Genomic DNA, 24,880 nt, shown 5'->3' on the forward strand with positions numbered 1-24,880 from the left:
GAGGGAGGGCGCCCGTCACGGGGGATGGCGCCCTCCCTCGGATCAGCATTTTGTGATCAGCGCTCCCGGTCAGCCGGTGTTCCTCATGCCGGCAGCGATGCCGTTCAGGGTGAGGAGCAGCTCGCGGTCGCGCGGGTGGTTGCCCGTGCGCTCGCTGCGGAGCAGCTCCACCTGCAGGTAGGAGAGCGGATCGACGTAGGGGTTCCGGAGCGCGATCGAGCGCTGCAACGTCGGGTTCCCGTCGAGGAGCTTCTTCACGCCGAGGATCCGCTTCACCCACCGGCGGGTGCGGGTGTGCTCCTCCAGGATGCGGGGGGCGATGGCGGCGCGCGCGTCCTCGGGCGCCAGCGCGGCGTAGCGGGTGAAGATCGAGATCTCCGACTTCGCGAGGACCATCTCCACGCCGCTGAGCAGGGCGCGGAAGAAGGGCCACGAGGCAGCCATCTCGCGCAGCAAGGCGAGGCCGCCGCGGGTCTCGCCGAGGGAGGCGAGGCCGGTGCCGACCCCGTACCAGGCAGGCAGGATGGCGCGGTTCTGGGTCCACGCGAAGACCCAGGGGATGGCGCGCAGCGACTCCATGCCGCCCGAGGCGCGCTTGCTCGGTCTGGAGCCGATGTTGAGGCGGGTGATCGCGTCGAGCGGGGTCGCGGTCGAGAAGAACTTCTCGAACTGTGGATCTTCCCAGACCAGCGCCCGGTAGGCGAGCCGGCCTGCGTCTGCCATCTCGTCGAAGGCGGCGGCGTAGCGCTTGAGGTCCTCGGGCGCGGCGCGCGGCTGCGCGTCGAGGGTGTGGAGGAGCGCGCCGCCGAGCACCAGCTCCAGCGTCCGCAGGGCCAGCTCGGGGCGGGCGTACTTGTGGTCGAGGGCCTCGCCCTGCTCCGTGGCCTTGTAGCGCCCGGCCACGGCGCCGGGCGGGAGCGCGAGGATGGCCTCCTGCGCCGGGCCTCCGCCGCGCGCCACGCTCTCGCCGCGCCCGTGGAAGATGCGCAGGGTGATCCCCGCCTCGCTGGCGACGGCCGGGAGGGCCTCCTGGGTGCGGCGGAGCGCGGCGGTCGCCGCGAGCAGGCCCACCTCCTTGCTCGAGTCGCTGTAGCCGATCATCACCTCCTGCACGCCGCGGGCGCGGACGTGCTCGCGGTAGTCGGGGTGGTCGAGGAGGGCGCGCACGATGTCGGCGCTGCCCGTCAGGGCCTGGTACGACTCGAAGAGGGGGACGATGTCGATCCGCGCGCCCCGCGCGTCCGCCTTGCCCTCGGCGCCGAGGCCCATGGCGCGGGCGCAGGCAAGGGCGGCGAGGACGTCGTCGGGGCCCTGGGTCATGGAGAGGATGAGCGTGCGGCAGGCGGTCTCGCCGCTCTCGCGCTGGGCGCGGGCGATGGCGTCGAGCGCGCCGAGCAGCCGCGCGGCGCCCGACGACATCTGCACGGTGGTCGAGGAGGAGAGGGTGCCCGCGGCGGCGCGGGCGTCCTCCGCGGGCGCGCGCGCTTCGAGCTCGGCGATAGAGAAGCCGAACGCGCGCACCCGGGCGAGCAGGGCGCGGACCTCGTGCTCGCCGGAGCGGGCGCACCCCGCGAGGGCGAGGGTGTCGGCCACGAGCTCGAGATCGGCGGAGAGTTCCTCGGGGCTCCCGTAGGCGGTGGCGTTGCCGAGGGGCATGGCGAGGGATGGTGGGGGCTCGCTCCCGTGGGTTTCCATGCGGCGGTGGAGCGCGGCGCGCCGGCTCTCGCCGAGGGCCAGGGTGGCTTCGAGCCGCGCCTGCACGAAGCGGAGCTTGCGGCGGAAGGGCTCTCCCTCGGTGCGGGCGTTCCAGGTCGCTGCCACCTCGGGCAGCCGCTCGGCGTCCCTGTCGAGCGAGGCGAGGAGCGCCGGGGGCGGGGTCACGTGGCGGCTCGACTGCGAGAGCGCGTCGCCGAGCTGCTGCGCGGCGCGCACGAGCCGCCGCAGGCCGCGGACCCGGTAGGCGAGGATGGCGTCTTCGAGGACGTCGGGGGTGACGCGGGGATTGCCGTCCATGTCGCCGCCGACCCAGGAGTGAACCCGGACCGGGCCGGGGGTGGGGCCGAGCGGCTCGCCGTACACGCGGCCGAAGGCGCGCGCGATCTGGTCAGTGACCTCGGGGAGCAGGTTCCAGAGGATCTCCTCGATGTACCAGGCGACGTTCTTCACCTCGTCGCCGACGGAGGGGCGCTCGTGGCGGATCTCGTCGGTCTGCCAGAGGGCGGTGATCTCCTCACGGACGGCGGCGAGCGCGCGCTCCTTCTCGGCAGGGGTCTGACGGCAGCGGTCGCGCTGCTCCAGGTAGCCGGCGAGGCGGTGCAGCTTGGAGAGCACGGTGCGCCGCGACGCCTCGGTGGGGTGCGCGGTGAGGGTGAGGATGATCTCCAGGCGGCGCACGCCCTCGCGCGCCTGCGCGGCGGAGATGCCGGCGCGGCGGAGGGCGTGGAAGGTGGCCTCGAACGAGCCGCGCTGGGGCTCGGCGTCGGCGGTGTTGGCGTGCGCGCGCGCGCGGCGGACGCGGTGGTGCTGCTCGGCGAGGTTGACGAGGCGGAAGTAGACGGTGAAGGCGCGGATGATGGGCTCGATCTGCTCGCCCGGGAGGCCCTCCAGGGCCTCGGCCAGCAAGCCCGCGGCCTGGGCACGGCCCGCGCGAGGGCCGCGGCGGCGCTGGATGGAGAGGCGGCGGATGCGCTCTTCCTGGTCGAACAGAGCCTGTCCCTCCTGCTCGCGGAGCACCTCGCCGAGCATGCGGCCGAGCATGCGCACATCCCGGCGGAGCGGGCGGTCTTCCTCGCGGCGTCGCTGCATGGGCGCGGAGCATACCGCGTCGCCGCGCATGGCAAGGGCAGCTCGTGCGCCCGGGACCCGCGGCACATTTCTGGTCCGCGTTGCGTTCTTCTGCGAAGAACTCTGGGGACGGCGCGCCCCGGGACTCTTGGGTACCGTTGAGGACGCCGATCGGCACCTGGGCACATGGCACCTGGGCGGAATGAAGGAGGCGTGGTGGGAGTACGGTGGGTGACAGCAATGGTGGCAGCCTGGGCCTTGGCTGGCTGTTCGAACAACGCGGGCAGCAGCACGGCGCCGGTGGCCGACGTGACCCCGATCGACACGCGGCCCGTGGAGACGGCGCCGAAGGTCGAGTCGAACCCGCCCCCGATCCAGCAGCCCGCACCGAAGCCGCGGGGGGCGACGCCCGAGGAGACCACGGCCGATACGCCAGCGTTCGAGGGGACCACGGCACCCGGCGAGAAGCTCAAGGCAGGAGCCTCTCCGGCGACGGTGAAAGAGGTCCGCGCCGCGGCGAACGAGGGGTTCGACCGGGTGGTGATGGAGCTCGGGGGTCAGGCGACGACGGGCTGGAAGGCGCGCTACCTGAGCGGACCGGCGACGAAGTGCGGCTCGGGTGATCCGATCAAGTCGGATGCCAAGGCGCTCCTGGAGGTCACGCTGCTGCCGGCGCAGGCCCACGACGACAAGGGCAACGTCACGGTGAAGGACCGGGAGCGAAAGCCAGGCCTCGCGGTGCTGAAGGAGCTGGTTCAGGTATGCGACTTCGAGGGCCAGGTGACCTGGGTCCTGGGCCTCTCGAAGAAGGCGCCTTACCGGGTGCTGGAGCTTTCGAGCCCGCCGCGCATCGTGGTCGACGTGCGCCAGTGAGGCGGCGTGTGCCCGTGAGGCGCGCCTTCAGCCTGGCGAGGGGGCCGGGGTGCGGCGCCTCGACGTGGCATGCTCGGGGGGCAGGCGGCGGGCAGGGATCACCGGGGGCCGCAGAACAGGCGGACTCGCGGGAGCCGACGTCGCCCCGGCAGCGCCGGCAGCCCCGGCAGAGCCTCCGGGGTGCGGGATGTTGAGCACCCGCTTCGCCTTGATGAACGTTCCCTTGAGCTGGTTGGCGCGCTGGATGGACTCCACCGTCACCCCGTAGCGCTTGGCGAGGATGCCCAGCGTCTGCCCGTTCTTCACCACGTGGCGGATGTAGCGCACCGCCGGCTGCACCTTGCCGTGCTTCGCCATGAGGCCGTGGGCGCGCGCGGCCGAGGCCTGGGCGACGGGGCTGTAGAAGCGGATGTGGATGTGGTTCGCGTGGCCGCGCGCGTGCCGGATCAGGGGGCGACGGCTGCGGGAGCCGACCTGGAAGACCTCGTCGATCCAGGCGGGGTCCTCGCCGATCTGGAGCGCGTGCTCCTTCAGCAGCTTCTGCACGCCGGAGTCGATGAGGATCATCTCCACGTCGGTCTCGGTGATCAGGGCGCGGACGAAGCCCCAGGAGCGGTCGAGGTCCAGGTTCTTCGCGGTGGCGCGGTGGAAGCCGGGGCGCTGGGGCGTGAGGTAGTAGCTGATGTCGACGTCGCGTCCCGCCTGGTGACTCACGTGCGGGGAGAGGGGGCCGCCGTTCCGGGCGCTGATGTGGCCGAGGTAGAGCGGCGGGCTGTCGGGATGCTGGCGCCGCGTCTCGGTGATGGCGCGGATCAGGAAGTCGACGGTCTCCTGCGTGCCCCAGGCCTGCGCCGGGGAGAGGTGCTTCCAGCCCTCGCCTTCGGGCATCTGCACGCCGTTGAACAGGCGCCCGGCGTTGGTGGCGCCGAGCGAGAGGCAGCCGATGGAGGCCGGGTCCTCGCGCAGCATGCGCTCGATGTCGGCGTCGCTCAGGTCGGTGAGGGGCGAGCGCGCCGCCGTGGGCTTGCCGCCGTCGGCCGGGGCGTGCTCGACGGAGGCGTCGATGTCCTCTTCGGGGTCCTCGCCGTCGTCGTGGTCCTCGTGAGCATCGTCCGGCTCGTGCGCGGCGAGTTCGTCCGCGTCGTGGGGGACGCCGTCCGTGATGCCCTCTCCGGCTGCTGCGAGGGCTTCCTCGTCGCCCCCGCCGTGTGCCGAAAATTCGAGGCGGGGAGGGCCGGCCGCAGGCCTCGTCGCGCTCCACGAGGCTGACGTGCAGGCCGCGCAGGCAGCGAGGAGGAGCATGATCCCGAGCGACCACCGCGGCATGGCGGGCCATGTTACCCGATCGACACGGTGAGGGAACCCATGGGGTGCATGGCTGCGCGCCCTGGCCCCCTTGCCCCCGAGCACAGCATGGGCCCATGCTGCGGCCGTGCCTCCGCGTCCTCCGAGCGGCCGCGCTGGACGTGCCGGCGCTGGTGAGCGGTCCCCTTCACGTCCATCGCGCGCGGGGAAGGCGGGCGCGGCGCGCACGGGCAGCAAGGCCGCGTTGCCTCACGCGCGGAGCACGGCGCCGACGGGGGCGAGGCCAGCCGCGGTCGCGACAGCGCGTCCGCAGGGGCCGCGTCAGCCGGCGCTGTTCACCCAGCGGGTGGTGGCCGGGGATGGGCCGGTCACGCTGGAGGGAGAGGTCCTGCGGATCACCTTCGAGAACGAGGAGACGGGGTTTCGGGTGGTGCGGGTGGTGGTGGATCCGGGGCAGCCGCCGGAGGTGTGGGTGGGCGTGATGCCGCCGGCGCCCCCGGGGACGCGCGTGCGGGCCACGGGCAAGTACGAGCGTGACTCGAAGCACGGCGAGCAGCTCCGGGTCGAGACGCTGCTGCCCATCGCGCCCACCACCATCCAGGGGCTGGAACGGTACCTGGGCTCGGGCATGGTGCCCGGGATCGGGCCCGCGTTCGCGCAGCGCATCGTCGCGGTCTTCGGGGCCGAGACGCTGGAGGTGCTCGACCGCTCACCCGAGCGGCTCTCGGAGGTGCCAGGCATCGGCGTCAAGCGGATCCAGGCCGTCGCCAAGGCCTGGGCCGAGCACCGGGCCGTGGGCGCGATCATGATCTTCCTGCAGGCCCACGGCGCCTCGCCGTCGCTCGCGAGCCGCATCTACAAGCGCTTCGGGCCCAAGGCGATCGAGGTGGTCTCGCGGGCGCCGTACCGGCTCGCGCTCGATGTGTGGGGGGTGGGCTTCAAGACGGCGGACCGGCTGGCGCGGTCGATCGGCTTCCGCGAGGACTCGCCCGAGCGGGCACAGGCCGGCGTCCTGCAGATGCTGAGCGATCTGTCGACGCGGGGGCACGTGTACACGGAGCGGGCGGAGCTCGCCGCGCTCGCGGCGGGGATGCTGGAGCGGCAGCCCTCGGAGGCCGAGGACGCCATCGACGCGCTGACGCAGAGCAGGCACGTGCGCGTCGAGACCCTGGCGAGCGGAGAGGTGGCGGTGTACCCGCGGGAGCTGCACGAGGCCGAGGTGCGGCTCGCGCACCGGCTGCAGGCGCTCCTGCGCACGGAGGTGCTCGGGGGCGACAGGCTCGTCGCGGCGGCCGGAGAGGCGATCGCGGCGTTCGAGGCGCAGGCCAAGGTGGCGCTGGCACCGGCGCAGCGGGAGGCGATCGCGCTCGCCGCGCGCAGCAAGGTGATGGTGATCACGGGGGGGCCGGGGGTCGGCAAGACGACCATCGTTCGGGCCGTGCTGTCGTGCCTGGACCGGGCAGCGGTGCGAACGCGCCTCGCGGCGCCGACCGGGCGCGCTGCCAAGCGGATGAGCGAGTCGACGGGGAAGGAGGCGGTGACGCTGCACCGGCTCCTGGAGTTCGACCCGAAGCAGCGCAAGTTCAACCGGAACAAGGAGCGGCCCATCGACGCTGGCGCGCTCGTCGTGGACGAGGCGTCGATGCTCGATCTGACGCTCGCCGACGCGCTCCTGCAGGCGGTGCCGAAGGGGGCGCGGCTGATCCTGGTGGGCGACGTGGACCAGCTCCCCTCGGTGGGCGCCGGGGCCGTGCTGCGGGACGTGATCCGCTCGGGCGAGATCCCCACGGCGCGGCTGACGCAGATCTTCCGGCAGGCCGAGGGGAGCCTGATCGTGCAGAACGCGCACCGGATCCACGACGGCGAGAAGCCCGAGGGCGCCGAGGGGCCAGGCGGGGAGTTCTACGTGATCGAGCGGCGGGACGCCGACAACGCGGCGAAGGCGATCCTCGACCTGGTGACCCGGCGGATCCCGCGCAGCTTCGGGCTGGATCCGCGGCGCGACGTGCAGGTGCTGACGCCGATGCACAAGGGGGAGGCCGGGGCGATGGCGCTCAACGTGGCGCTCCAGACGGCGCTGAACCCCGACGGTCCGTCGGTGACGCGCGGGCAGAAGACGCTGCGGCTCGGCGACAAGGTGATGCAGCTCCGGAACGACTACGACCGCGAGGTGTACAACGGCGACGTGGGGTTCATCGTCGACGTGAACGCCGAGGATCGGCACCTCCGGGTGCGCTTCGACGAGCGGGAGGTCGACTACGAGGAAGGGGACCTCGACGAGCTGACGCTGGCGTACGCGACGAGCATCCACAAGAGCCAGGGGAGCGAGTACCCGGCGGTGATCGTGCCGGTGCTGACGCAGCACTTCGTGATGCTGTCGCGGAACCTGATCTACACGGCGGTCACGCGCGGCAAGCGGCTGGTGGTGCTGGTGGCGGACCCGCGCGCGGTGTCGCTGGCGCTCGCCGAGACGCGGCGCGAGGATCGGCGGACGCACCTCGCGGAGCGGCTGCGCGGGGGCGACATGCAGGGCGAGGTCACGCGCGTCACGCCCGTAACGCGCGGTGGGGCCGAGGAGAGCGCGGCTTCGGAGGGGTGATCCGCGCGGAGCGGTTCCCGGAGCCGCGCGACGCTCTGTGCTACGGCGGGCGTACGGCGGGCGTACGGCGGACGGCGCGGCGGACGTGATGCCTGCCAGACCAGCCTGTATTAGACTCCCGGGTGGGGGGACGCGCAGACGCGCCACGGAGGTCCGGCAGGCCGCTCCGGGGGCGCTGCCCGCCAGCCCGCCACCACGTCGAACAAGGTCGCGACTAGGTCGCAAAAAGGTCGAGATGACGACGAAAGCTCCCCCGTTGCCCGGCTGGTCCCTCCCTGCTAGCGTTCGCGCCCCTTCCACCCCCCGGATCGTCCGCGCCACCCGGGCTCGGGGTCTCAAGCGGGGCTGGGCTATCCCCACGGTGCGGCGCGCCTGGGCGGGAAACACCGGAGCAGCGACCATGGCAACGGGCAACGATCAGCAGCAGCAAGCGGCAGGGCTTCAGATCTCGGGCGGAGCGGCCATCGTCGCGCCGGTCAGCGCGTTCCCGAGCGGCGTGCCCAACAACGCCATGGTGGTGATCCCGATCAACAAGCCCACCGATGAGCTGAAGGAGATGCTGGAGAAGGGCCCCACGGCTCTCGCCATCGAGGACATGTGGAAGCTGCTCGGCTTCAACGGTCCGGCGGTGCAGGTCCAGGACGACCAGGGGCGCCCCATCGCCATCGGCCTGGAAGACCTCCTCGCGGGCCTTGAGAAGCACTGGGTGGAGAGCCAGGACGACCTAAACCGGGGCCGCGTCTACGCGCAGGAGCTCCTCAAGTACAACCGCCTGCCCCGGGCTGAGCAGGTCCTCACCAAGATCGTCGCCAAGGGCGGCAACGGCGAGGACTGGCTGGCGCTCGGCATCGCGCAGCTCTCGCAGGACAAGCTCGACAAGGCGGAGGGGACGCTCAAGGGGGCGCAGAACCTCCTGAAGAACAACCCCTACCCCTCGCTGCACCTCGCCAAGCTCTTCCAGCAGAAGGAGGATCCGGCGAAGGAGCGGGAGTTCGTCGACAAGGCGATCCAGATCGATCCGGGCTGCATCGACGCGTGGGCCTACCTGTTCCAGCACATCGCCAAGCAGAGCAACGAGGAGGAGGCCGCGAAGGAGCTCGAGAAGCTCGCGCCCGAGAAGAACCCGGCGCCCTTCATCGCCATCCAGGGCTTCTACGCGGGCCAGGAAGAGACCCGGGAGAAGGCGGTGGAGTACGCGAAGAAGGCCGTCGACAAGAACCCCGACGAGCCGCTCGCGCTGCTCTGCCTGTCGGCGCTCTACGGGCAGAAGGGTGATCTCGAGGCGGTGATGCGGCTGCTCCAGCCGCACGAGTCGAAGATGAGCCGCGACGTGCGGCTGGCGAACAACTACTTCGAGGCGCTCTTCCAGTCGCGCCAGATCGAGCGGGTCACCAAGCTCCTGAACGCCCTCGCCGGCTCGCCCAGCAAGGACGTGAAGCAGTTCGCCATCGAGCGCTCGCGCCTCGTCGCGCAGTTCCTGCAGCAGCAGCAGCAGCAGCTCGCTGCGGCGCAGCAGCGGAAGAACTGATTCCCGTCCCTGTCGCACCCAGCGCGAGCGCCCGGGCGTTCGCGCTCGCTCCACGCTCACGCTCGCCGACCTTGATCGCACCCCGTGAAACCCGGTGACCTCATCTCCGGCAAATACAGGCTGCTCCGGCCGCTCGGGTCGGGGGGGATGGGGAGCGTCTGGGCAGTGCGCAATGAGCTGACGCACCGCGATTTCGCGATCAAGGTCCTGCTCCCCGAGCTGTCGAAGAACCGGGAGGCGCTCCAGCGCTTCTTCCAGGAGGCGCGGGTCTGCGGCCAGATCCGGCACCCGGCCGTGGTCGACGTGTTCGATATGGGCCAGGCGGAGGACGGCGCGCCCTACATCGTGATGGAGCTCCTGGAGGGCGAGGGGCTCGACACGCGCCTCAAGACGGCCGGCGCGGTGCCCCCTGCCGAGGCCGCCGAGTGGATGGCGTTCGTCGCGCGGGGGCTGGAAGAGGCGCACGTGCGCGGGGTGGTGCACCGCGACCTGAAGCCGGGGAACATCTTCCTCGCCCGGCAACCCACGGGCGAGATCGTGCCGAAGATCCTGGACTTCGGCGTCTCGAAGGCGTCGGGCGCGAAGGAGGCGGACCACATCCGCACGATGTCGGGGGCGGTGCTCGGCTCGCCGGCGTACATGAGCCCGGAGCAGGCGCGCGGGGAGGAAGAGATCGATGGCCGGAGCGACATCTGGTCGCTCGGGGTGATGCTCTACGAGGCGCTCACCGCGCAGCATCCCTTCGTGGCCGCAAACTACAACGCGCTGATGGTGGCGATCATGACCCAGCCGCACGCGCCGCTGCGGTCGGTGGCGCCCGAGGTGCCCCCCGAACTCGCGGCGGTGGTGGACCGGATGCTGACCAAGGACCGGGCGCAGCGGATCGGTCAGGCGCGGGAGCTGGCAGAGCGCCTTGAGGCAGCGCTCGCGGCGATGCCGGCGGACGTGCGGCACGGGATGGGGGGCTCCCGGCGGTCGATGGGCTCGTCGCCGTCGCTCTCGGTAGGCGCGAGCGGCGCGAGCCGGAGCGGGCGCCTCGGGATGATCACTGAGGGGAGCTGGTCGAAGGGGCGCGGGGCGCGCTCGCGGCCGGGTGTGGTGGTGGGCGTCGCGCTGGGGGCGGCGGTGCTGGCTGCCGGCGGGGTGCTCGCCGCGACGCAGTGGCGGTCCGAGACCGTGCCGATGGCGGCGCGGTCGTCGAGCGCGGTCGTCGCGAGCCTTGCGCGGGTGGAGCGGCGCCTCGCGGAGCTGAAGGAAGAGGCGGCTGCCGCAGAGCAAGCGCGGCTCAAGGCCGAGGAGCAAGCGCGCCTCGCCGCCGAGGAGCAAGCGCGGGCCGAGCGGGCTGCCCAGGCGGCGAAGGCACTCAACGCCAGGCCCTCGGCGACCCCGCGGCGCAGCGTACACGGGGGCGTGGAGAACCCTGGGTTCTGAGTTCTCTTGGCAAGAAGCCTCGCCGCGGGTTTCCTGGGGCGATGCGCATCCTGCCGATCCCTTGCCTGAGCGACAACTATGCGTACCTCGTCCACCGCGAGGGGAGCGACGAGGCGATCGTCGTCGATCCCTCGGAGAGCGAGCCTGTCCTCCGGGCGCTCGACGCGGAGGGGCTGCGCCTCGTCGCCATCCTCAACACCCACCACCACCACGATCACGTCGGCGGCAACGAGGGGCTGCGGGCGCGCCTCGGAGAGCTGCCAGTGTACGCGCACGCGAGCGACGCCGGGCGGGTGCCGGCGCAGACGGAGCGGGTGGAGGAAGGACAGGTGGTGCGCGCGGCCGGGCTGGAATTCACGACGCTGCACGTCCCGGGTCACACGCTGGGCGCGGTGTCGTACCAGGTGGAGGACGCGGTGTTCACCGGCGATACCCTGTTCATCGGCGGGTGCGGGCGGCTCTTCGAGGGCACCCCGGAGGGCATGGTGGCGTCGCTCGGCAAGCTGGCAGCGCTGCCCCCGTCGACCCGGGTGTTCTGCGGCCACGAGTACACCGTGAACAACCTGCGGTTCGCGCACACGGTGGAGCCCGACAACGAGGCGATCTCGCGCAAGCTCACGAAAGCGCAGGAGGCGCGGGAGCGCGGGGAGCCGACGGTGGGGTCGACGATGGGCGAGGAGCTGGAGACGAACCCGTTTCTGCGGTGCGATGCGTCAGCGGTGCGCGCGCGCTTTCCGGGTGATGGCCGTGCCGAGGTGTTCGCCGCCGTGCGCCGGGCCAAGGATTCGTTTCGGTAGCTCTCGCCTCGCTGCTGCGGATTCTGTACCAATGGGGGCATGAACCGCAGCGCCCCGATCTTCGGTTTCAACGACGCCCGAGGGGCGATCGTCCACGAGGTAGTGCACCGGGTGATGAGCGCGACGCGTGAGCCCCTGCTCGCGCTGAACGACGCGGCTTACCACGAGGTGAAGCGCCTGGAGGCCTCCAAGTCGCCGGAGGACGCGCGGGAGCTCGCGGAGTGGCAGCGGGTCGCGCGCACGATCGGGCGGATGGCGGACGGCGAGCGGCAGCGCCTGCTGCGCGAGCACGCCGAGCGCATCGCCTGGGATGTGGCGGGCAACTTCGACGCGCGGGTCTACGACGTGTCGACCCGGCTCGTGCCGCCGCTGGTGACGGCGCTGCTCTCACCGCGCAAGCTCGCGACGCTCGCCCGGGATCCGCGCGAGCTGATCAGCCTGGATGCGCTGGCGGACAAGGTGGTGGTGGAGGGGCCCATCGAGACGCTGCAGCAGCTCGTGCGCGTCGGGACGGCGGTGTACGTGCCGACCCACCTGTCGAACATGGACTCCATCGTGTTCGGTTACGCGCTGGAGCGGGCGGGGCTGCCCCCGGCGACGTACGGGGCAGGCAAGAACCTGTTCACCAATCCCATCCTGTCGTTCTTCATGCACAACCTCGGCGCGTACCGGGTGGATCGGCGCATCCGGCACACGCTGTACAAGGACGTGCTGAAGACCTACTCGTGCGCGCTCCTGGAGCGCGGCTACCACTCGCTGTTCTTCCCCGGCGGGACGCGCTCGCGCTCGGGCGGGGTGGAGCGGCGGCTGAAGCTCGGGCTGGTGGGCAGCGCCTTCGAGGCCTACACGCGGACGCTGCTCGCGGGGAAAGAGCGGCGGATCTTCTTCGTGCCGGCGACGATCAACTACCTGATCACGCTGGAGGCGGAGACGCTGATCGCGGACTTCCTCTCCGACGCGGGCAAGGGGCGGTTCATCATCGAGGACGACGAGTCCACCCGGGTGGGGCGGGTGGCGGCATTCATGCGCAAGCTGCTCGGCATGGACGGGGCGGTGGTGATCCGGTTCTCGGCGCCGATGGATCCCTTCGGGAACCGGGTCGACGCCGAGGGGCGGTCGTACGACCTGCGCGGGCGCGAGGTCGATCCGGCGACCTACGTGCGCGATCTGCGCGGCGAGGTGACCATCGACCACGCGCGCGACGCGCAGTATGCGCGCGACCTGGGCGAGGAGATCTGCCGGGCTTACGCGCGAGATACGGTGGTGATGGCGACCCACGTGGTGGCGACCGCGGTGATCGCGTGGCTCCGGCAGCAGACGCCGAGGGCAGACCTGTTCCAGGTGCTGCGGCAGCGGGAGACGGTGATCCCGCGCGATGACCTGGCCCGGGAGGTGGTGGCCCTGCGGGAGCGCCTGCGCGCGCTGGAGGCGCAGGGGTGCGTGCGCCTGGGCCATGACGTGCGGTACGGCACGGGGGGCGATCTGGTGGAGCGGGCGCTGCGCGCCTTCGCGGGCTACCACGCCGCGCCGGTGCTCGCGTCACGGTCCGAGGGGATCGCCATCTGCGACACGAACCTGCTGTTCTATTACCAGAACCGGCTCGCGGCCCACGGGGTGGCCTGGGACGTGATCGCGCCGTCGGGGATGCCGGCGGGGCTCGGGGTGCGCCCACCCCCTCCGCCGATCGGTGCGGCGCGCGAGGTCGGTGTCACCCCGGAGCTCGATGCGTCGGCGCAGGATGCAGCGGTGGGAGGTGCGGCGTGAGCGGGCGTGAGCGCATCAAGGTGGGGGTGGTCGGCGGCGGTCCCTGGGGCGTGGCGCTGGCGCGCGCGGCGCGTCGGGCAGGCGCAGAGGTGATCCTGTTCTCGCGCCGCGAGCAGCCAGAGCTGCGCGACGGGAACGGTGAGAACCGGCCGGAGCTGACGCGCGAGTACGCGCGCGTGGCGCGGGCGCGGCTGCTCATCGTGGCCGTTCCCTCCAGCTCGGCCCGCGCGGCGCTGCGCGCTCTCGGCGATCACCTCGATGGTGGTCACGCCGTGGTGCACGGGGTGCGGGGGCTGACCGGCGACGAGCTGCAGACGATGTCGGACCTGGTCCGCGAGGAGACGCCGGTGAAGCGGGTGGGGGCCCTGGGAGGGCCCGTGCAGGCCGAGGAGCTGCTGCGGGGGATGCCGTCGGCGATGGTCTGCGGCTCTGCGTTCCCCGAGGTGCTCGCGGCCGTGAGCGAGGCGTTTCAGTCGAGCGGGCTGCGGGTGCACGGCACGCCGGACCTGCGGGGGCTGGAGTGGGCCTCGGCGCTGGTGGGGTGTCTCGCGGTGGGGGTCGGCTTCGCCGAAGGGGGCGGCGCGGGGCCGGGGCTCGTGGCCGCGCTGATCTCACGGGGCGTGGAGGAGGCGGCGCGGATCGCGGCAGCGGCGGGCGCCGAGGAGCGCACGATGCTGGGGCTCGGCGGCTACGGGGATCTGCTCGCATCGATCGGCCTGGAAGATCGGCCCGAGGTGGTGCTGGGGCGCGCGCTGGCGCGGGGGCGGTCCATCGAGGATGCCGTCGCGGAGGCACGGCTGCGCGTGGAAGCCATCCCTTTGATCCCGCGGGTGGTGCAGTTCGCGCGCGCGCGCGGGGTGCAGTCGAGCACCTTCGAGGCGCTGGAGCGGGTGCTGCAGGGAGATCGGCCCGTAGCTCTGGTGGAGCGCCTGTTCGCAGCCTGAGCGGGCGTTTTTCGCAGCCTGAGCGGGCGCTTCAGGAGGGTGGAGGAGGCGGTTCACGCGGCAGCAGGGTGGAGCCGCCGATGCTTCTGGCGGGCAGCGCCTCCCGCCGTGCGCTAGAGAGGCGCCATGACCAGAGGCGAGATCGGGGCACTTCTTCTCGATATGGACGGGCTCCTCGTGGACTCGGAGCCCCTCTGGTTCGAGCTGGAGCAGGGGTTCTGCCGGGATCGGGGCTTCGCCTGGACCGAGGCGGACGCGGTGAGCTGCCTCGGGCGGGGGCTCAGGGCGACGCTCGCCGAGATGGGCAAGCGGTTCGGGTTTCCGCTGGATCTCGATCGGGACGCGGCCTGGGTGATGGAGAGGTTCGTGGAGCGGGTGGGAGATCTCCGGCTGAAGCCTGGCGCAGAGGTGTTGCTCGACGCGGCAGAGGGGCGCGTGGGGCTGGCGCTCGCGTCGTCGTCGCCGCGGCGGCTGGTGGGGGCCGTGGTGGAGCGCTTCGGGTTGCGGCCGCGGCTCGGGGCGGTGGTGACAGGAGAGGACGTGGAGCGCCTGAAGCCGGAGCCGGACATCTTCCTGCAGGCAGCCGCGGAGCTGCGGGTACCGGAGGCGCGGTGCGCGGTGCTGGAGGACTCGCTCGCCGGAGCGACGGCGGGGCGCGCCGCGGGGATGATCGTGGTCGCCGTGCCCGAGGGGTCGTGGGAAGGGCGAGGGTTCGAGGCGGTGGCAGACGTGTGCGTCCGCGACCTGGTGGAAGCTGGCAGGTGGCTCGGGCTCCTGGATTGAGGCGCGCTCGGCTTACTCGGTCGCTGGCGCGAGTGCGCCCATGCCGGGCGTCGTTCGCTTCACGCCGAGCAGGTCACGGGCCGGTAGCTCCTGCGCGTCTCCCTTGGCGGTGAGCAAGGGGGCGCCGCGCTTCGGCCGGAAATCGGGGCGCGCGGGATTCAGCCTCCACCACTTGCCTTCGAGGATCACCCACGGCTCGTCGCCGGCCTTCACGAACTCGCTGGCGAGGCGGGCGCGGGTGATGTTGAGGGTGGCGCGGGTCTCGGGGAGCGAGATGGCGAGGCTCTTAAGGGCCGGGGCGGTGCCCTCGTACACGATCTGGTTCAGCACGTTGTCGCTGGCGTCGAGCCGGTAAATGGCGGTGGGCGCGATGTCCAGAGAGGTGGAACCGTCGTTGATGAGGATGTTGTTGCGGATGCGGCACCCGAAGCTGCCGGGGCCGCACTGGATCGCCCCACGTCCGGCGCGGTTCATCAGGACGGTGTTGTTGCGCAGGATCACGTTCTGGCAGCCCCAGAGCGGGAGCGTCTCCGGGCCGGTCACCTGGGCGGCGTTGCGCGGCGCGGACTTCACGAGCGGCTCGTCGTAGATGTTGTCGTCGTTCCAGAGCGCGATGCCCGCCGAGCCGTTGCTGTAGATGAGGTTGTTCTGGATCAGGGACTCGGAGAGGCCCGCGGCGTTGATCGCGGCGCCACCTGCCTGGTTGTTCCCGTTGATGACGTTCTCCTCGATGATGAAGTTCACCCCGCGCCCATCGGGGAAGCCGTGCTCGCCGAAGCGCTGGGTGGCCGTTCTGAGGAGCTCCTCGGCCCACGCGCGCGTCGCCTCGCGCGGGTAGCCGCGGAAGGAGGCGTGGGTGAGCAGCTCCTCCAGCGAGGACTCCGGGTCGAGGTTGGCCTGGAAGCCGCACGCGTGGTTGCCGAAGAAGACGTTGCGGCGGACCACCCAGTTGTCCGAGCCGTCGGACGCATAGGCCCCATGCTCCTCGGCGGAGTGCGCGAAGAGGTTGCCCTGCAGGAGCACGGTGTGGCTGTCGGTGGCGTGCAACCCCCACTCCAGGTGGTGGTGGGAGAAGTTGTCGAGCACCACGATGTGGTGGGCGAGCTTGCCGGTCCGGCCGAACGTGCCGTCGATCATGATCCCGGCGCGCGGCGCGCGCCTTTGACCCTGGGGTTGCGGTTGCTTCGGCAGGCTGGAGCCGGCGACGTTGAATCCCTCGATGACCACGTGATGGGCCGCCTGGAGGTAGATCATCCAGTTGGGATCCTCGAGCGCCGGTCGGTCGATGATCACCTCTCCCGGCGCGCCGAGCGCCTTGACGTGGATGTAGTTGCCGTCGCCAGCACTCGGCTTGTCGCCCAGCACGAAGCCGACATAGCTGCCGGGGAGGACCGCGATGAGATCGCCACCGCGTGACTGGTTGGCAGCCTCCTGGAGGGTCGCGAAGCTCTGGGTGACCGGGTACTCGACAGGCTCACCGGCGCTGCTGGCAGCGTCGCGCGCATTCAACGAGGTGTGCGCCACCCGGATGGTCTGCGGCGCGGGCTGCCCCACGACGAGGACCCGGCTGTACCGGTTCTGGAGCTGGATCGTCTGAGAGACCCAGTGGTCGGAGTCCTGGGTGCGCACGAAGGCGGTGGCATTGGCGCCCGATCTCGGCAGCGTGCCCCCAGGGATGGGGGAGGTGCCTACGGGCCGCGGGACCGGGGGGGCCTGGTCAGGCGGCGGTCCGGGCACCTGGATCACGGGGCTGCAGGCAGGCGCGAGCGCCCACAGGATCACGATCAGGTTCCACGCTCTGTCACGCATGCTCGGCTCCGGAACCTTCGTGGATACCGCGATCGGCGTCGGGTGTCATTCGCCCTGGCGGAAGCTCCACTGCAGCGTCGCCCAGAGCGCACGACCGGGGAGCGGGAAGCCGAGGAAGTCGCTGAGCGGCAGCGGGACGGCGCGGGAGGTGAGCTGTGACTCCGTGTGCAGGGTGCGCAGGTCGAAGAGGTTGTCCACGTCGAGGCTGGCGCGGAGCCCGGGGACGCGCGGTACGTCGAGCGCCGCGCCCACACCATGGAGCACACGCGGCGGCAGCACGATGGTCCCGCCTTCGTCGACGGTGGTGCCGGCCACTGCGTCGAGGCCGTAGCGCAGGACCAGGGGTCCGAAGCGGTAGGCGGCGTCGTAGGCGAGGTCGTGCGCGGGTCGTCCGGGGAGCTGTCTGCCCGTGGTGAGCGGGTCGTCGCCCGTGTTGCGCGCGCTGAGCAGGGTGTAGCTGATGGAGGTGCGGAGCCGGCGGGTGCTGAGCAGGAGTGAGGCCTCCGCGCCGAGCAGCGTGCCGTGGTCGAGGTTCTCGGCGCGGAAGGTGCTGCGCCCGAGGGGGACGAAGGCGATGAGGTCTCGGGCCTCGGTGGCGAAGGCGACGATCTCGTAGCCGAGCTGGAGGTGAGGGGTGCCGATATCGCCGTGAACGCCGGCGTCGATCGAGAGCGCGCGCTCCGGTCGGAGGCCCGGGTCGCCACGCAGGGTGCCGCGGTCGCCATACAGCTCGACAAAGCCCGGCGAGCGGCGGAGGGCGCCGAGGTGGACCGCGAGCACCGCCGCCGGAGAGAGGCTGAGCGCTGCGCCGAGGTGTCCGCTCGGCGCGATCTCGCGAGAGGGAGCTCTGTCGGCGTCATCGCTGCGCGCGTCGATGCGGGCGGAGGCCGTCAGGCTCAAGGGGTGGCCTGGCCACCGGGCGATCTCCGGGCGGAAGACGAGGTCAAAGCCGATTCCTCCCGCGACGCGGTGCGCTTCGATCTGCGCGGTATCGCCTGGATCGAACTGCTCGATGCGCGCGTCGGCGACGAGGCCCAGGGTGAGGGGCGCCGCCGGTCGCCCTCGCCATCCGATCTGCAGGCCGGCGGCGCGGATGGCTTCCTCGACGACGGCACCCGGGTGGAGCGGATCCAGCTCGCCGAGAGGGTCGGTGAACGCGCTGCTCTCGTGGCGCACCCACGCGAGCGCGCGCGCTGCACCCTGAGCCCCCGTCCGCGCGGTGACATCGACGCCGACCGCCATGCGTGAGGTCTCCAGGCGCGAGGCGGTGGTGGGGCTGTCGGCGCTCCCGGGGAGGCCCAGCCGGCGCGCGTCGCCGAAGACGAGGGTGCCCACCGAGCCCCACGAGAAATCCACCGCGACCCGGGCGATGCCGCTCGCCGAGGCATACCCCGCATTGTTCCGGCGGACCTCGCGGGTCGCTCGGGTGATGGGGTCGGCCAGCTCGAAGGAGAAGTCGTTGTCGGCGCGCGCGGCAGACACCCCGGCCGCGATGGTGACGCGGCCCTCGCGGCGCAGATCTCCAGCGCGCAGCTTGAGGGCACCAAAGGATCCCGCGGCGGTCCACCAAGAGGTGCGCTCACCGTCGGTGACGGAGGGGGGCTCGATGGCGAGCACGCCGCCGAGGTAGCCGGTGGTGCCGAGCGAGGCGGGGGCGAAGCCGCGGTGTACCCGGAAGGAAGCGCCAGGCCAGAGGGGCAGCGCGCCAAGGTCAAGGGAGGGATCTGCGGCGCTCGTCAGCGGGATGCCGCCGAGGAAGACGCCGACCTGGGACGAGGCCGCGCCGCGCACCGAGAGCGTGCCGAAGGAGCCGTCGGCGCCCAGGCGCCGCACGTGCACGCTCGGGAGCCCCGAGAGGACCGACGCTGCGTCCACGGCGGGGCGAGGGCTGTCGTCGACCGAGGCGCGCGTCGCGTAGCCGCCGGAGACGTCGCCGCGTACCGTCACCTCGATTGCGCCGGTGTCCTGGGCGACGAGGGGCTGCCCCCCCGCGCTGGTGCTGACGGAAAGCAGGATCGCCCCGACCAGGAACCTGCCGATCCTCCGCACGGGCGCAGGAGAGACACAACGCCAGCGCACGCCGTGCAGGTAGACCGATTCGCACGGGACGGCGAGCGTTTCGCACTTCAGCCACGGCGCGGAGGCGCGCACACGTGCTTTCCCGGGAGGCCGAACCTCTGTTACGTAGTGAGGAATGAAGGCGCTTACGCTCCTCGCAAGTACCGCGCTCGCTTCCGCCGCCTGTCTCACGCTCGCCCCGGAGGCGGTCGCGTCGATCAGGAACCCCACCGATCATCCGCAGTACCGGGCAGAGCTGGAGCCTCACCTCAACACCATCTTCTGGCGTTACCAGTACGCTGGCGCTCCGAGTGGTCGGCGTTTCCGCTCCTTCGGCGATCCGGAGTTCGGCGCAGGGTTCAGGGCCTCGATCGAGCTGGCCGATCCAGCGTTCATTCCGAAGCTGAACAACACGGTCGCGATCTCTTTCGGGGTGGACCTCACCAACTGTCGCTACTGCCGGGAGGACTTCTGGGCATGGGTCCCGGTGACGCTCCAGTGGAACTTCTTCTTCAACGACAAGTGGAGCGCGTTCGGTGACGTCGGCCTCGTGATGCGCAACGACGGCTTCTTCCGCGACGTCTACCTGGACCCCGCCTTCATGCTCGGCGGTCGCTACCATTTCAACGACGACATTGCGCTCACCCTCCGCGCCGGCCTGCCCTTCGTGACCTTCGGCGTTTCGTTCTTCGTGGGGCGCTGACGTCTTGATGCATTGAGCCAAACTGACGCGCTCCCGGCGGCTGTCCGGCCCCGTTCCCGCAAACCGTCGAAAGTGTGCGGTCTGGCCGCCGCCCGGGCCTCGCGTCACCAGGGCTGAATTCGCCCGAGGCCCCTCGGCAGGCGCGTCGTGCCCGGCGCCCGCCCGGCACCCTGGCGCTTGCCTCGTGCGGAAGGTCGCAGCCCCGGTTAGACTCCAGGGAAATGGCCGCCTGGTACATCGTTCTAGGATTCGTGGGGCTCGCCCTGCTGATGGTGGTCCATGAAGCAGGACACTTCTTCGCCGCGCGCGCCTACGGGATGCGCGTGCTCAAATTCTCGATCGGCGTAGGCCCGACGTTCTTCAAGATCATCCCGGAAGACGGCTTCTTCTGGTTCACCACGGCCGCGGGCAAGGTCCGCCTGCGCCTGTGGCGGCACTCCCCGGAGCGGCACGGGCCGACGGTGTTCCAGTTCGCCATGATCCCCCTTCTGGCATACGTCCAGATCGACGGGATGAACCCGCTCGAAGAGGTGGATCCGAACGACAAGGGCAGCTACGCGAATGCCAGCCTGCTGGGGCGCATCGTGGCGATCTTCGCGGGGCCCGCGGCGAACTACCTCTTCGCCTCCGTGCTCTTCTTCGCCAGCCTGATGATCGGCGGCAAGCCCGTGATCGTCGACGGCAAGGTGGTGCGATCCAACGACGTGGACATCGTGGCCGACTCGCCGGCCGCGGCGGCTCAGCTCCGCGACGGAGATCGCATCGTCGAGGTGGCCGGCGTTCCGGTGAAAGACTTCGACAAGATGGCCGAGATCATCTCGAAGAACCCCGACAAGCCGCTGGTCCTCGGCATCGAGCGTGAGGGCAGCCGTCTCGACGTGACGGTGACGCCCAGGAACGACAACGGGAAGGGCAAGATCGGGGTCAGCGCCCGGTTCCTGAAGGAGCCGGTGCAGGCCAAGGAAGCCGCCGTCCTTGCGATCACCATGCCGCCGACGGTGGTGAAGAACTTCATCGTGGGGCTGGGGCAGTGGATCACGGGGAAGGTTCAAGGCGAGCTGGGTGGCCCGAAGCGCGTCATCGAGGAGACCGCCAACGCCGCGAAGCGCGGCCTGTCCGAGTACCTGGAGTTCCTCGGTGCCCTCTCGGCGTACCTCGGTGCCTTCAACCTCCTCCCCTTCCCGGCGCTGGACGGGGGGCGGCTGATGTTCCTGCTCTACGAGGCGACCACGCGGCGGCGCCCGAACGCGACGCTCGAGATGGGCATCCACTTCGCGGGCTTCGTCGTCCTCGTGCTTCTCGTCAGCTACGTGACGATTTTCAACGATTTGGGCGTGGGCACGAAGTAAGTCGGCGCGTGCGCCTGTGTCGACCTCTGTGCCTGGCTGGCGCGCTCACGGTCTTCTTCGCGGGGCCGAGCGCGAGCGCCCAGGGATCTCCCCCCCTCGGAGCAATCGCGGAGGAGCAAGCGGTCTTCGATCCACCCGCTCCTCCAACCCTGCCGGGTCTGACCCGCCGCGATCTCACCTTCACGTTCGAGACGACCGTCTCGGTCATCGAGCCTGAGCCACCCAGCACGGGCGGCTCGGCGTACGGATGGTCCGCGCACGGGGAGCTGGAGCTGCCGCTCGTTCCACGCCGGTGGTTCATCGGCGCAGCGCACGAGATCGCCTCCGCCGCGCTGCCTGGCGTGGGGAGCAAGACCCTGCTGGGGAGCCCGGAGATCTGGGGGCGGGGGGTCTGGTCGAGCGTTCGGGGGCTGGCGTCAGGGGGAGGGTTCGGGGTCGTCCTGCCAGCGCCGCGCAACCTGACCGGGGCAGAGCAGGACGTGCTCCAGGCCGCGCGCACCGTGCGCCCCTGGGACGCTGCCTATTTCGCCGACATGACGCTGGTCGCACGTCCCTGGTTCGACATCCGCCTGGTGACAGGACCCTTCATCTTCCAGCTCCGCCAGGGCCTCGACTGGTCGCTGGTGGTCCGCGAGCTCATGCCCGAAGAGCCCCGCTACGACCTGACCGCCCGCGCCACGTTCTACTTCGGCTATCGCGCGACGGAAGCCATCGGTCTCGGGCTGGAGCTGTGGGAGGTGTACCAGTTGACGGCGGACCCCAGGGTCAATGACGGAGAGCGCGCGGCGTTCGCCATCTCGCCGAGCATCCGCTTCATGTTCCCCTACGTCCAGCCGGCGCTGAGCATGCTCTTCCCTCTCGCGACGCCGCTGCGTGGTGAGGTCGAGACTTACTATGCCGCGCGGCTCAACGTCGGGTTCACCTTCCCCACGGGCCGTCGGAGCGATCCAGCGCCTGGTCTGTAGCGCGCCGCGTCGTGGACGAGTACCGGGAGGGGCGTGCTATAGGGCGCTGCACGACCTGAAAGGAGCCATCTGTGGACGTCTTCGAGCGCATGACGGACTACGACTACGGTGAGGTACATCTGAAGCGCGACGCCGGTGCGGGGCTGCGCGCGATCGTCGCGATCCATGACACACGGCTCGGACCGGCTCTGGGTGGCTGCCGGTTCCTGACCTACACGCGAGAAGAAGACGCCATCGTGGACGCGCTCAGGCTCGCCCGCGGCATGACCTACAAGGCGGCGCTCGCCGGCATCCCCCATGGCGGCGGGAAATCGGTGCTGATGCGGCCGGCGACGCCGCACTTCGACAGGGCTGCCCTGTTCCTCGCCTTTGGCCGCTTCATCGAGGATCTCGGGGGCCGGTACATCACCGCGGAGGACTCGGGCACCGGCCTCGAGGACATGGATGTCATCCGCACGGCCACCAAGCACGTGTGCGGCGTGGACCAGCGTAACGGTGGCTCGGGCGATCCGTCGCCGTTCACCGCGCTGGGGGTGCGGCGGGGGATCGAGGCCTGCGCGAAGATCCGGCTGGGGCGCGACTCGCTGGAGGGCATCCACGTGGCCGTGCAGGGCGTGGGGCACGTGGGCTACCACCTCTGCAAGGAGCTGTTCGCCGCTGGCGCGCGGCTCTCGGTCGCCGACGTGGACCCGCTCAAGGCGGAGCGGGCGCAGCGCGAGTTCGGGGCGACGATCGTGAGCCTCGAACAGATCTTCGAGGTGGACTGCGAGGTGCTCGCGCCCTGCGCGCTGGGCTCGGCGCTGAACGACAAGACCATCCCCCGTATCAAGGCGGGGATCATCGCTGGCGCCGCCAACAACCAGCTCGCCGAGCCTCGTCACGGTGACGACCTGAACGCCCGCGGGATCCTCTACGCACCCGACTACGCGATCAACGCCGGTGGGTTGATCAACGTGGCGCTGGAGGTCGAGGGCTACGATCTGAACAAGGCGCGCGAGAGGACGATGAAGATCTACGACACCATCCACGAGATCGCCGAGCGCAGCGGCAAGACGCTGACGCCCACCTACCGCGTGGCGGACCTCATGGTGGAGGAGAAGCTGGCCAGGCTCGGCAAACCGAGCTGGCGCCCCCGCAGCTAGGTACGGCATACCCTGGGTCAGGGGCCTCTCGGCCCCTGCACTCCTGATGCTCGCTCCCCCGTCGCTTCGCTCGAAAGGTCTCGCCAGAGACCAGGGACGCGCTCGAGTCGAAGGGGAAGCGGTGAGGGGATGCAATTCATGGCAGCGCCGGATACCGTGGGGGCGTGGCGGACGTGAGACGATCCAGGCTGGGGTTCTTGCTCGCGGTGTCGCTCGTCCTGGGAGGCTGCTCGACGACGACGGTGAGCCTGCGCGAGGGACCACGCGAGTATGTCGGTACGGACTACGAGGGCGTGCTTCGCAAGTGGACACGCACGGAGCACCTGATCGCGCTCTCCGAGCTTGAGAACTTCCTCACGGCGACGGCCACCTTCGAGGGTTGGGATTTTCGGTGGGCCTATGTGGCCCGGTACGTTCAGGATTACCGGCTCACGATCGACCAGCGAAAGAAGCTGCTGGAGAAGACGCTCGCCGAGACGCAGCAGCATCACCAGTTCTTCGTGGCCATCCAGGGCGGCGAGCGGCGGCACTCAGACCTGACCAAGCCCGAGAGTGCCTGGATCGTTCGCCTGATCGACGACACGGGCAACGAGACCGCCCCCGAGGAGATCGTCGCGCTGAGACGGCCCAACGCACTGGAACGCACCTATTACCCGTACAACACGGTGTGGCGGCAGGCGTTTCGGATCCGTTTCCCGCGCACCACCGCCGATGGGCGCCCGACGATCTCGCAACGCGCGACGTGGTTCGGTCTGCGGTTCGCGGGCGCGCAGGGCAACTCGGAGCTCGTCTGGCAGCTCGACAAGGGAGGCCAGGGCGAGGGGACCCGTTAGTCCCGGGTGTGCCCGTCCCCATGGGGCGGCGCGGGTCTAGATCTCCGTGCTGAGCAGGTGAAGCAGCTCCGGGAACTGCTCGAAGAGCGCGCGCAGCGTGGGATGTTCTCCGATGAGCACCAGCGCGCCGCCCGTGGCTGCTCGGGCCGTGGCCGGAGATTCCTGCCCTGAGAGCAGTGCGCTCGCGAAGAGGATGTCGCCTGGCCTCGCAGCCGCAGAGGCCGGGCCGGGTTCCTGCTCGAAGAACTCCACGGTCCCGGCGCCCACGACCACCAGCCCGGGCACCGGGTGGCCGCTGAGGACGATGGTCTCTCCGGGTTCCAGGGCCTGTATCCGCAGGCGCTCCAGGACGTGGTGGAGCTGCGACTCTTCGAGATCGCCGAGGGGGCCGATGGTCGCTCCTGCGAACGCCTGCAGCCGATCCGACACCTCCCGCAGCTCGTCGACGACCCACGGGCAGGCGCGGATCGCTTCGTCGATGGCGGGCTGATCCCACACCGCGACCCGTGCGCCCTTGGGACCAGCGACGACGCGGAGGGGCATGCCTTCCGCGAGCGTCCCGCAGGAGGGCACCAGCGTCCCGCCCTCGGCTTGCAGGGCAGGCGTGTCCACGATGCTGGTGCACACCGATGCCTCGCCGCTGAGGACCAGGGCGACGCCGAATCCCGCGACCTCTTCGTCTGGCGTCAGTGCTTCGACGCGTGCACTGCGCGCGAGCTGTACATGCATCTCCTCCGGCAAATCTGCGAAGGCGTCCAGGCCCACCAGATCGTGCGCGGTGAGCCCGGCGGACAGCGTCTCGGTGGGTGCCTCTTCGGGCTTCGGCGGCGGCGTGAGATGCGGAGCGGAGGAGGGGTGGAGGGGGGCGACGGCAACGGGGCCGACCGACTCCCTGTTCCGCGTGAGGTCGTGTGGTCTGCTGGAGTGCCCCTCTCGGGTGACATCCGCGGTGGCGGTCGCCTCTGCAGCCTGTGGTGCCGCGAATGCCATGACGGTGGGCATCCCGGCACCCGGTACCGGCGTCGTGGCGGCAGGAGCTGTGGACGCGAGCGCAGGGAGGGCAGGGGGCGACGGCGTGGGCGCCAGCGAGGGCGTTTTCACGCGAGGTGCGGGTGCGGTCTCCTGTCCGACGGAGGGCCCAGGGGTGACCCTGGTGGGGGCTGCTGCCCCGTTCACCACAGGCGGCAATGCAGCCGGATCTGGCGACGCAGGC

18 protein-coding genes are annotated in these 24,880 nt (G+C 71.0%); 13 read left to right on the forward strand and 5 right to left on the reverse strand.

What is annotated here, in order from left to right; genetic code table 11:
- Positions 1-69 precede the first annotated feature (69 nt).
- The gene (locus CAP_RS11275; protein WP_044239839.1) at positions 70-2,805 is read right to left on the reverse strand and encodes a phosphoenolpyruvate carboxylase; all 2,736 of its coding nucleotides are present in this window, start codon (positions 2,803-2,805) and stop codon (positions 70-72) included.
- A 237-nt stretch (positions 2,806-3,042) separates the two neighbouring features.
- Here CAP_RS11275 and CAP_RS11280 point away from each other — a divergent pair, with 237 nt between their 5' ends.
- On the forward strand, positions 3,043-3,657 hold the full coding sequence (locus CAP_RS11280) for an AMIN-like domain-containing (lipo)protein (RefSeq protein WP_156040692.1): 615 nt from the start codon (positions 3,043-3,045) through the stop codon (positions 3,655-3,657).
- A gap of 27 nt (positions 3,658-3,684) precedes the next feature.
- Here CAP_RS11280 and CAP_RS11285 read toward each other — a convergent pair whose 3' ends face one another.
- Positions 3,685-4,983 carry a LysM peptidoglycan-binding domain-containing protein gene (locus CAP_RS11285; RefSeq protein ID WP_052374802.1) on the reverse strand — a complete coding sequence of 433 codons (1,299 nt, stop codon included), beginning with the start codon at positions 4,981-4,983 and terminating at the stop codon, positions 3,685-3,687.
- 223 nt (positions 4,984-5,206) lie between these two features.
- Here CAP_RS11285 and recD2 point away from each other — a divergent pair, with 223 nt between their 5' ends.
- The 7 genes from recD2 (at position 5,207) to CAP_RS11320 (ending at position 14,808) form a co-directional block, all read left to right on the forward strand.
- Positions 5,207-7,561 carry an SF1B family DNA helicase RecD2 gene (recD2, locus tag CAP_RS11290; RefSeq protein WP_231511322.1) on the forward strand — a complete coding sequence of 785 codons (2,355 nt, stop codon included), beginning with the start codon at positions 5,207-5,209 and terminating at the stop codon, positions 7,559-7,561.
- A 400-nt stretch (positions 7,562-7,961) separates the two neighbouring features.
- Complete coding sequence (locus tag CAP_RS11295) at positions 7,962-9,089, forward strand: tetratricopeptide repeat protein (protein ID WP_044239655.1); 1,128 nt, start codon at positions 7,962-7,964, stop codon at positions 9,087-9,089.
- 84 nt (positions 9,090-9,173) lie between these two features.
- Positions 9,174-10,520, forward strand: coding sequence for a serine/threonine-protein kinase (locus CAP_RS44270; protein ID WP_156040693.1), 1,347 nt, complete (start codon positions 9,174-9,176; stop codon positions 10,518-10,520).
- 41 nt (positions 10,521-10,561) lie between these two features.
- Positions 10,562-11,317: a hydroxyacylglutathione hydrolase gene (gloB, locus tag CAP_RS11305; RefSeq protein WP_044239657.1), complete on the forward strand. Its 756-nt coding sequence runs from the start codon at positions 10,562-10,564 to the stop codon at positions 11,315-11,317.
- A 39-nt stretch (positions 11,318-11,356) separates the two neighbouring features.
- Positions 11,357-13,081 (forward strand): 1-acyl-sn-glycerol-3-phosphate acyltransferase, encoded by a 1,725-nt coding sequence (locus CAP_RS11310; RefSeq protein ID WP_044239848.1) that lies wholly within the window; start codon positions 11,357-11,359, stop codon positions 13,079-13,081.
- Positions 13,078-14,025 carry an NAD(P)-binding domain-containing protein gene (locus CAP_RS11315; protein WP_044239660.1) on the forward strand — a complete coding sequence of 316 codons (948 nt, stop codon included), beginning with the start codon at positions 13,078-13,080 and terminating at the stop codon, positions 14,023-14,025. Before CAP_RS11310 ends, CAP_RS11315 begins: the two co-directional genes overlap by 4 nt.
- Before the next feature lie 126 nt (positions 14,026-14,151).
- Positions 14,152-14,808, forward strand: coding sequence for an HAD family hydrolase (locus CAP_RS11320; protein WP_044239663.1), 657 nt, complete (start codon positions 14,152-14,154; stop codon positions 14,806-14,808).
- 12 nt (positions 14,809-14,820) lie between these two features.
- Here the strand turns inward: CAP_RS11320 and CAP_RS11325 are convergent, their stop codons facing one another.
- Positions 14,821-16,617 (reverse strand): right-handed parallel beta-helix repeat-containing protein, encoded by a 1,797-nt coding sequence (locus CAP_RS11325; protein ID WP_044239666.1) that lies wholly within the window; start codon positions 16,615-16,617, stop codon positions 14,821-14,823.
- A 45-nt stretch (positions 16,618-16,662) separates the two neighbouring features.
- Positions 16,663-18,696 (reverse strand): TonB-dependent receptor plug domain-containing protein, encoded by a 2,034-nt coding sequence (locus CAP_RS11330; RefSeq protein ID WP_197041127.1) that lies wholly within the window; start codon positions 18,694-18,696, stop codon positions 16,663-16,665.
- A 115-nt stretch (positions 18,697-18,811) separates the two neighbouring features.
- Between CAP_RS11330 and CAP_RS11335 the strand changes: the two genes are divergently transcribed.
- From CAP_RS11335 to CAP_RS11355, 5 genes are all read left to right on the forward strand, one after another.
- Positions 18,812-19,378 carry a hypothetical protein gene (locus CAP_RS11335; RefSeq protein ID WP_044239670.1) on the forward strand — a complete coding sequence of 189 codons (567 nt, stop codon included), beginning with the start codon at positions 18,812-18,814 and terminating at the stop codon, positions 19,376-19,378.
- 221 nt (positions 19,379-19,599) lie between these two features.
- Complete coding sequence (locus CAP_RS11340; protein ID WP_044239671.1) at positions 19,600-20,727, forward strand: M50 family metallopeptidase; 1,128 nt, start codon at positions 19,600-19,602, stop codon at positions 20,725-20,727.
- An 8-nt stretch (positions 20,728-20,735) separates the two neighbouring features.
- On the forward strand, positions 20,736-21,692 hold the full coding sequence (locus tag CAP_RS11345; RefSeq protein WP_156040694.1) for a hypothetical protein: 957 nt from the start codon (positions 20,736-20,738) through the stop codon (positions 21,690-21,692).
- Positions 21,693-21,781: 89 nt separating this feature from the next.
- Positions 21,782-22,834, forward strand: coding sequence for a Leu/Phe/Val dehydrogenase (locus CAP_RS11350; RefSeq protein WP_044239852.1), 1,053 nt, complete (start codon positions 21,782-21,784; stop codon positions 22,832-22,834).
- Positions 22,835-23,076: 242 nt separating this feature from the next.
- Complete coding sequence (locus CAP_RS11355) at positions 23,077-23,667, forward strand: hypothetical protein (RefSeq protein ID WP_231511328.1); 591 nt, start codon at positions 23,077-23,079, stop codon at positions 23,665-23,667.
- Between the two features lie 36 nt (positions 23,668-23,703).
- Here the strand turns inward: CAP_RS11355 and CAP_RS11360 are convergent, their stop codons facing one another.
- Positions 23,704-24,669 carry a cyclic nucleotide-binding domain-containing protein gene (locus tag CAP_RS11360; RefSeq protein WP_044239673.1) on the reverse strand — a complete coding sequence of 322 codons (966 nt, stop codon included), beginning with the start codon at positions 24,667-24,669 and terminating at the stop codon, positions 23,704-23,706.
- Positions 24,670-24,880 lie beyond the last annotated feature (211 nt).

This window comes from Chondromyces apiculatus DSM 436 (assembly GCF_000601485.1).
GTDB classification, from domain to species: domain Bacteria; phylum Myxococcota_A; class Polyangia; order Polyangiales; family Polyangiaceae; genus Chondromyces; species Chondromyces apiculatus.

Bases quoted from the DNA above. Each gene is read 5' to 3' on its own strand.
- CAP_RS11275 (WP_044239839.1), bottom strand. From the start codon at position 2,805: ATGCAGCGACGCCGCGAGGAAGACCGCCCGCTCCGCCGGGATGTGCGC.
- CAP_RS11285 (WP_052374802.1), bottom strand. From the start codon at position 4,983: ATGCCGCGGTGGTCGCTCGGGATCATGCTCCTCCTCGCTGCCTGCGCG.
- CAP_RS11295 (WP_044239655.1), top strand. From the start codon at position 7,962: ATGGCAACGGGCAACGATCAGCAGCAGCAAGCGGCAGGGCTTCAGATC.
- gloB (WP_044239657.1), top strand. From the start codon at position 10,562: ATGCGCATCCTGCCGATCCCTTGCCTGAGCGACAACTATGCGTACCTC.
- CAP_RS11310 (WP_044239848.1), top strand. From the start codon at position 11,357: ATGAACCGCAGCGCCCCGATCTTCGGTTTCAACGACGCCCGAGGGGCG.
- CAP_RS11320 (WP_044239663.1), top strand. From the start codon at position 14,152: ATGACCAGAGGCGAGATCGGGGCACTTCTTCTCGATATGGACGGGCTC.
- CAP_RS11325 (WP_044239666.1), bottom strand. From the start codon at position 16,617: ATGCGTGACAGAGCGTGGAACCTGATCGTGATCCTGTGGGCGCTCGCG.
- CAP_RS11335 (WP_044239670.1), top strand. From the start codon at position 18,812: ATGAAGGCGCTTACGCTCCTCGCAAGTACCGCGCTCGCTTCCGCCGCC.
- CAP_RS11340 (WP_044239671.1), top strand. From the start codon at position 19,600: ATGGCCGCCTGGTACATCGTTCTAGGATTCGTGGGGCTCGCCCTGCTG.
- CAP_RS11350 (WP_044239852.1), top strand. From the start codon at position 21,782: ATGACGGACTACGACTACGGTGAGGTACATCTGAAGCGCGACGCCGGT.
- CAP_RS11360 (WP_044239673.1), bottom strand. From the start codon at position 24,669: ATGCCCACCGTCATGGCATTCGCGGCACCACAGGCTGCAGAGGCGACC.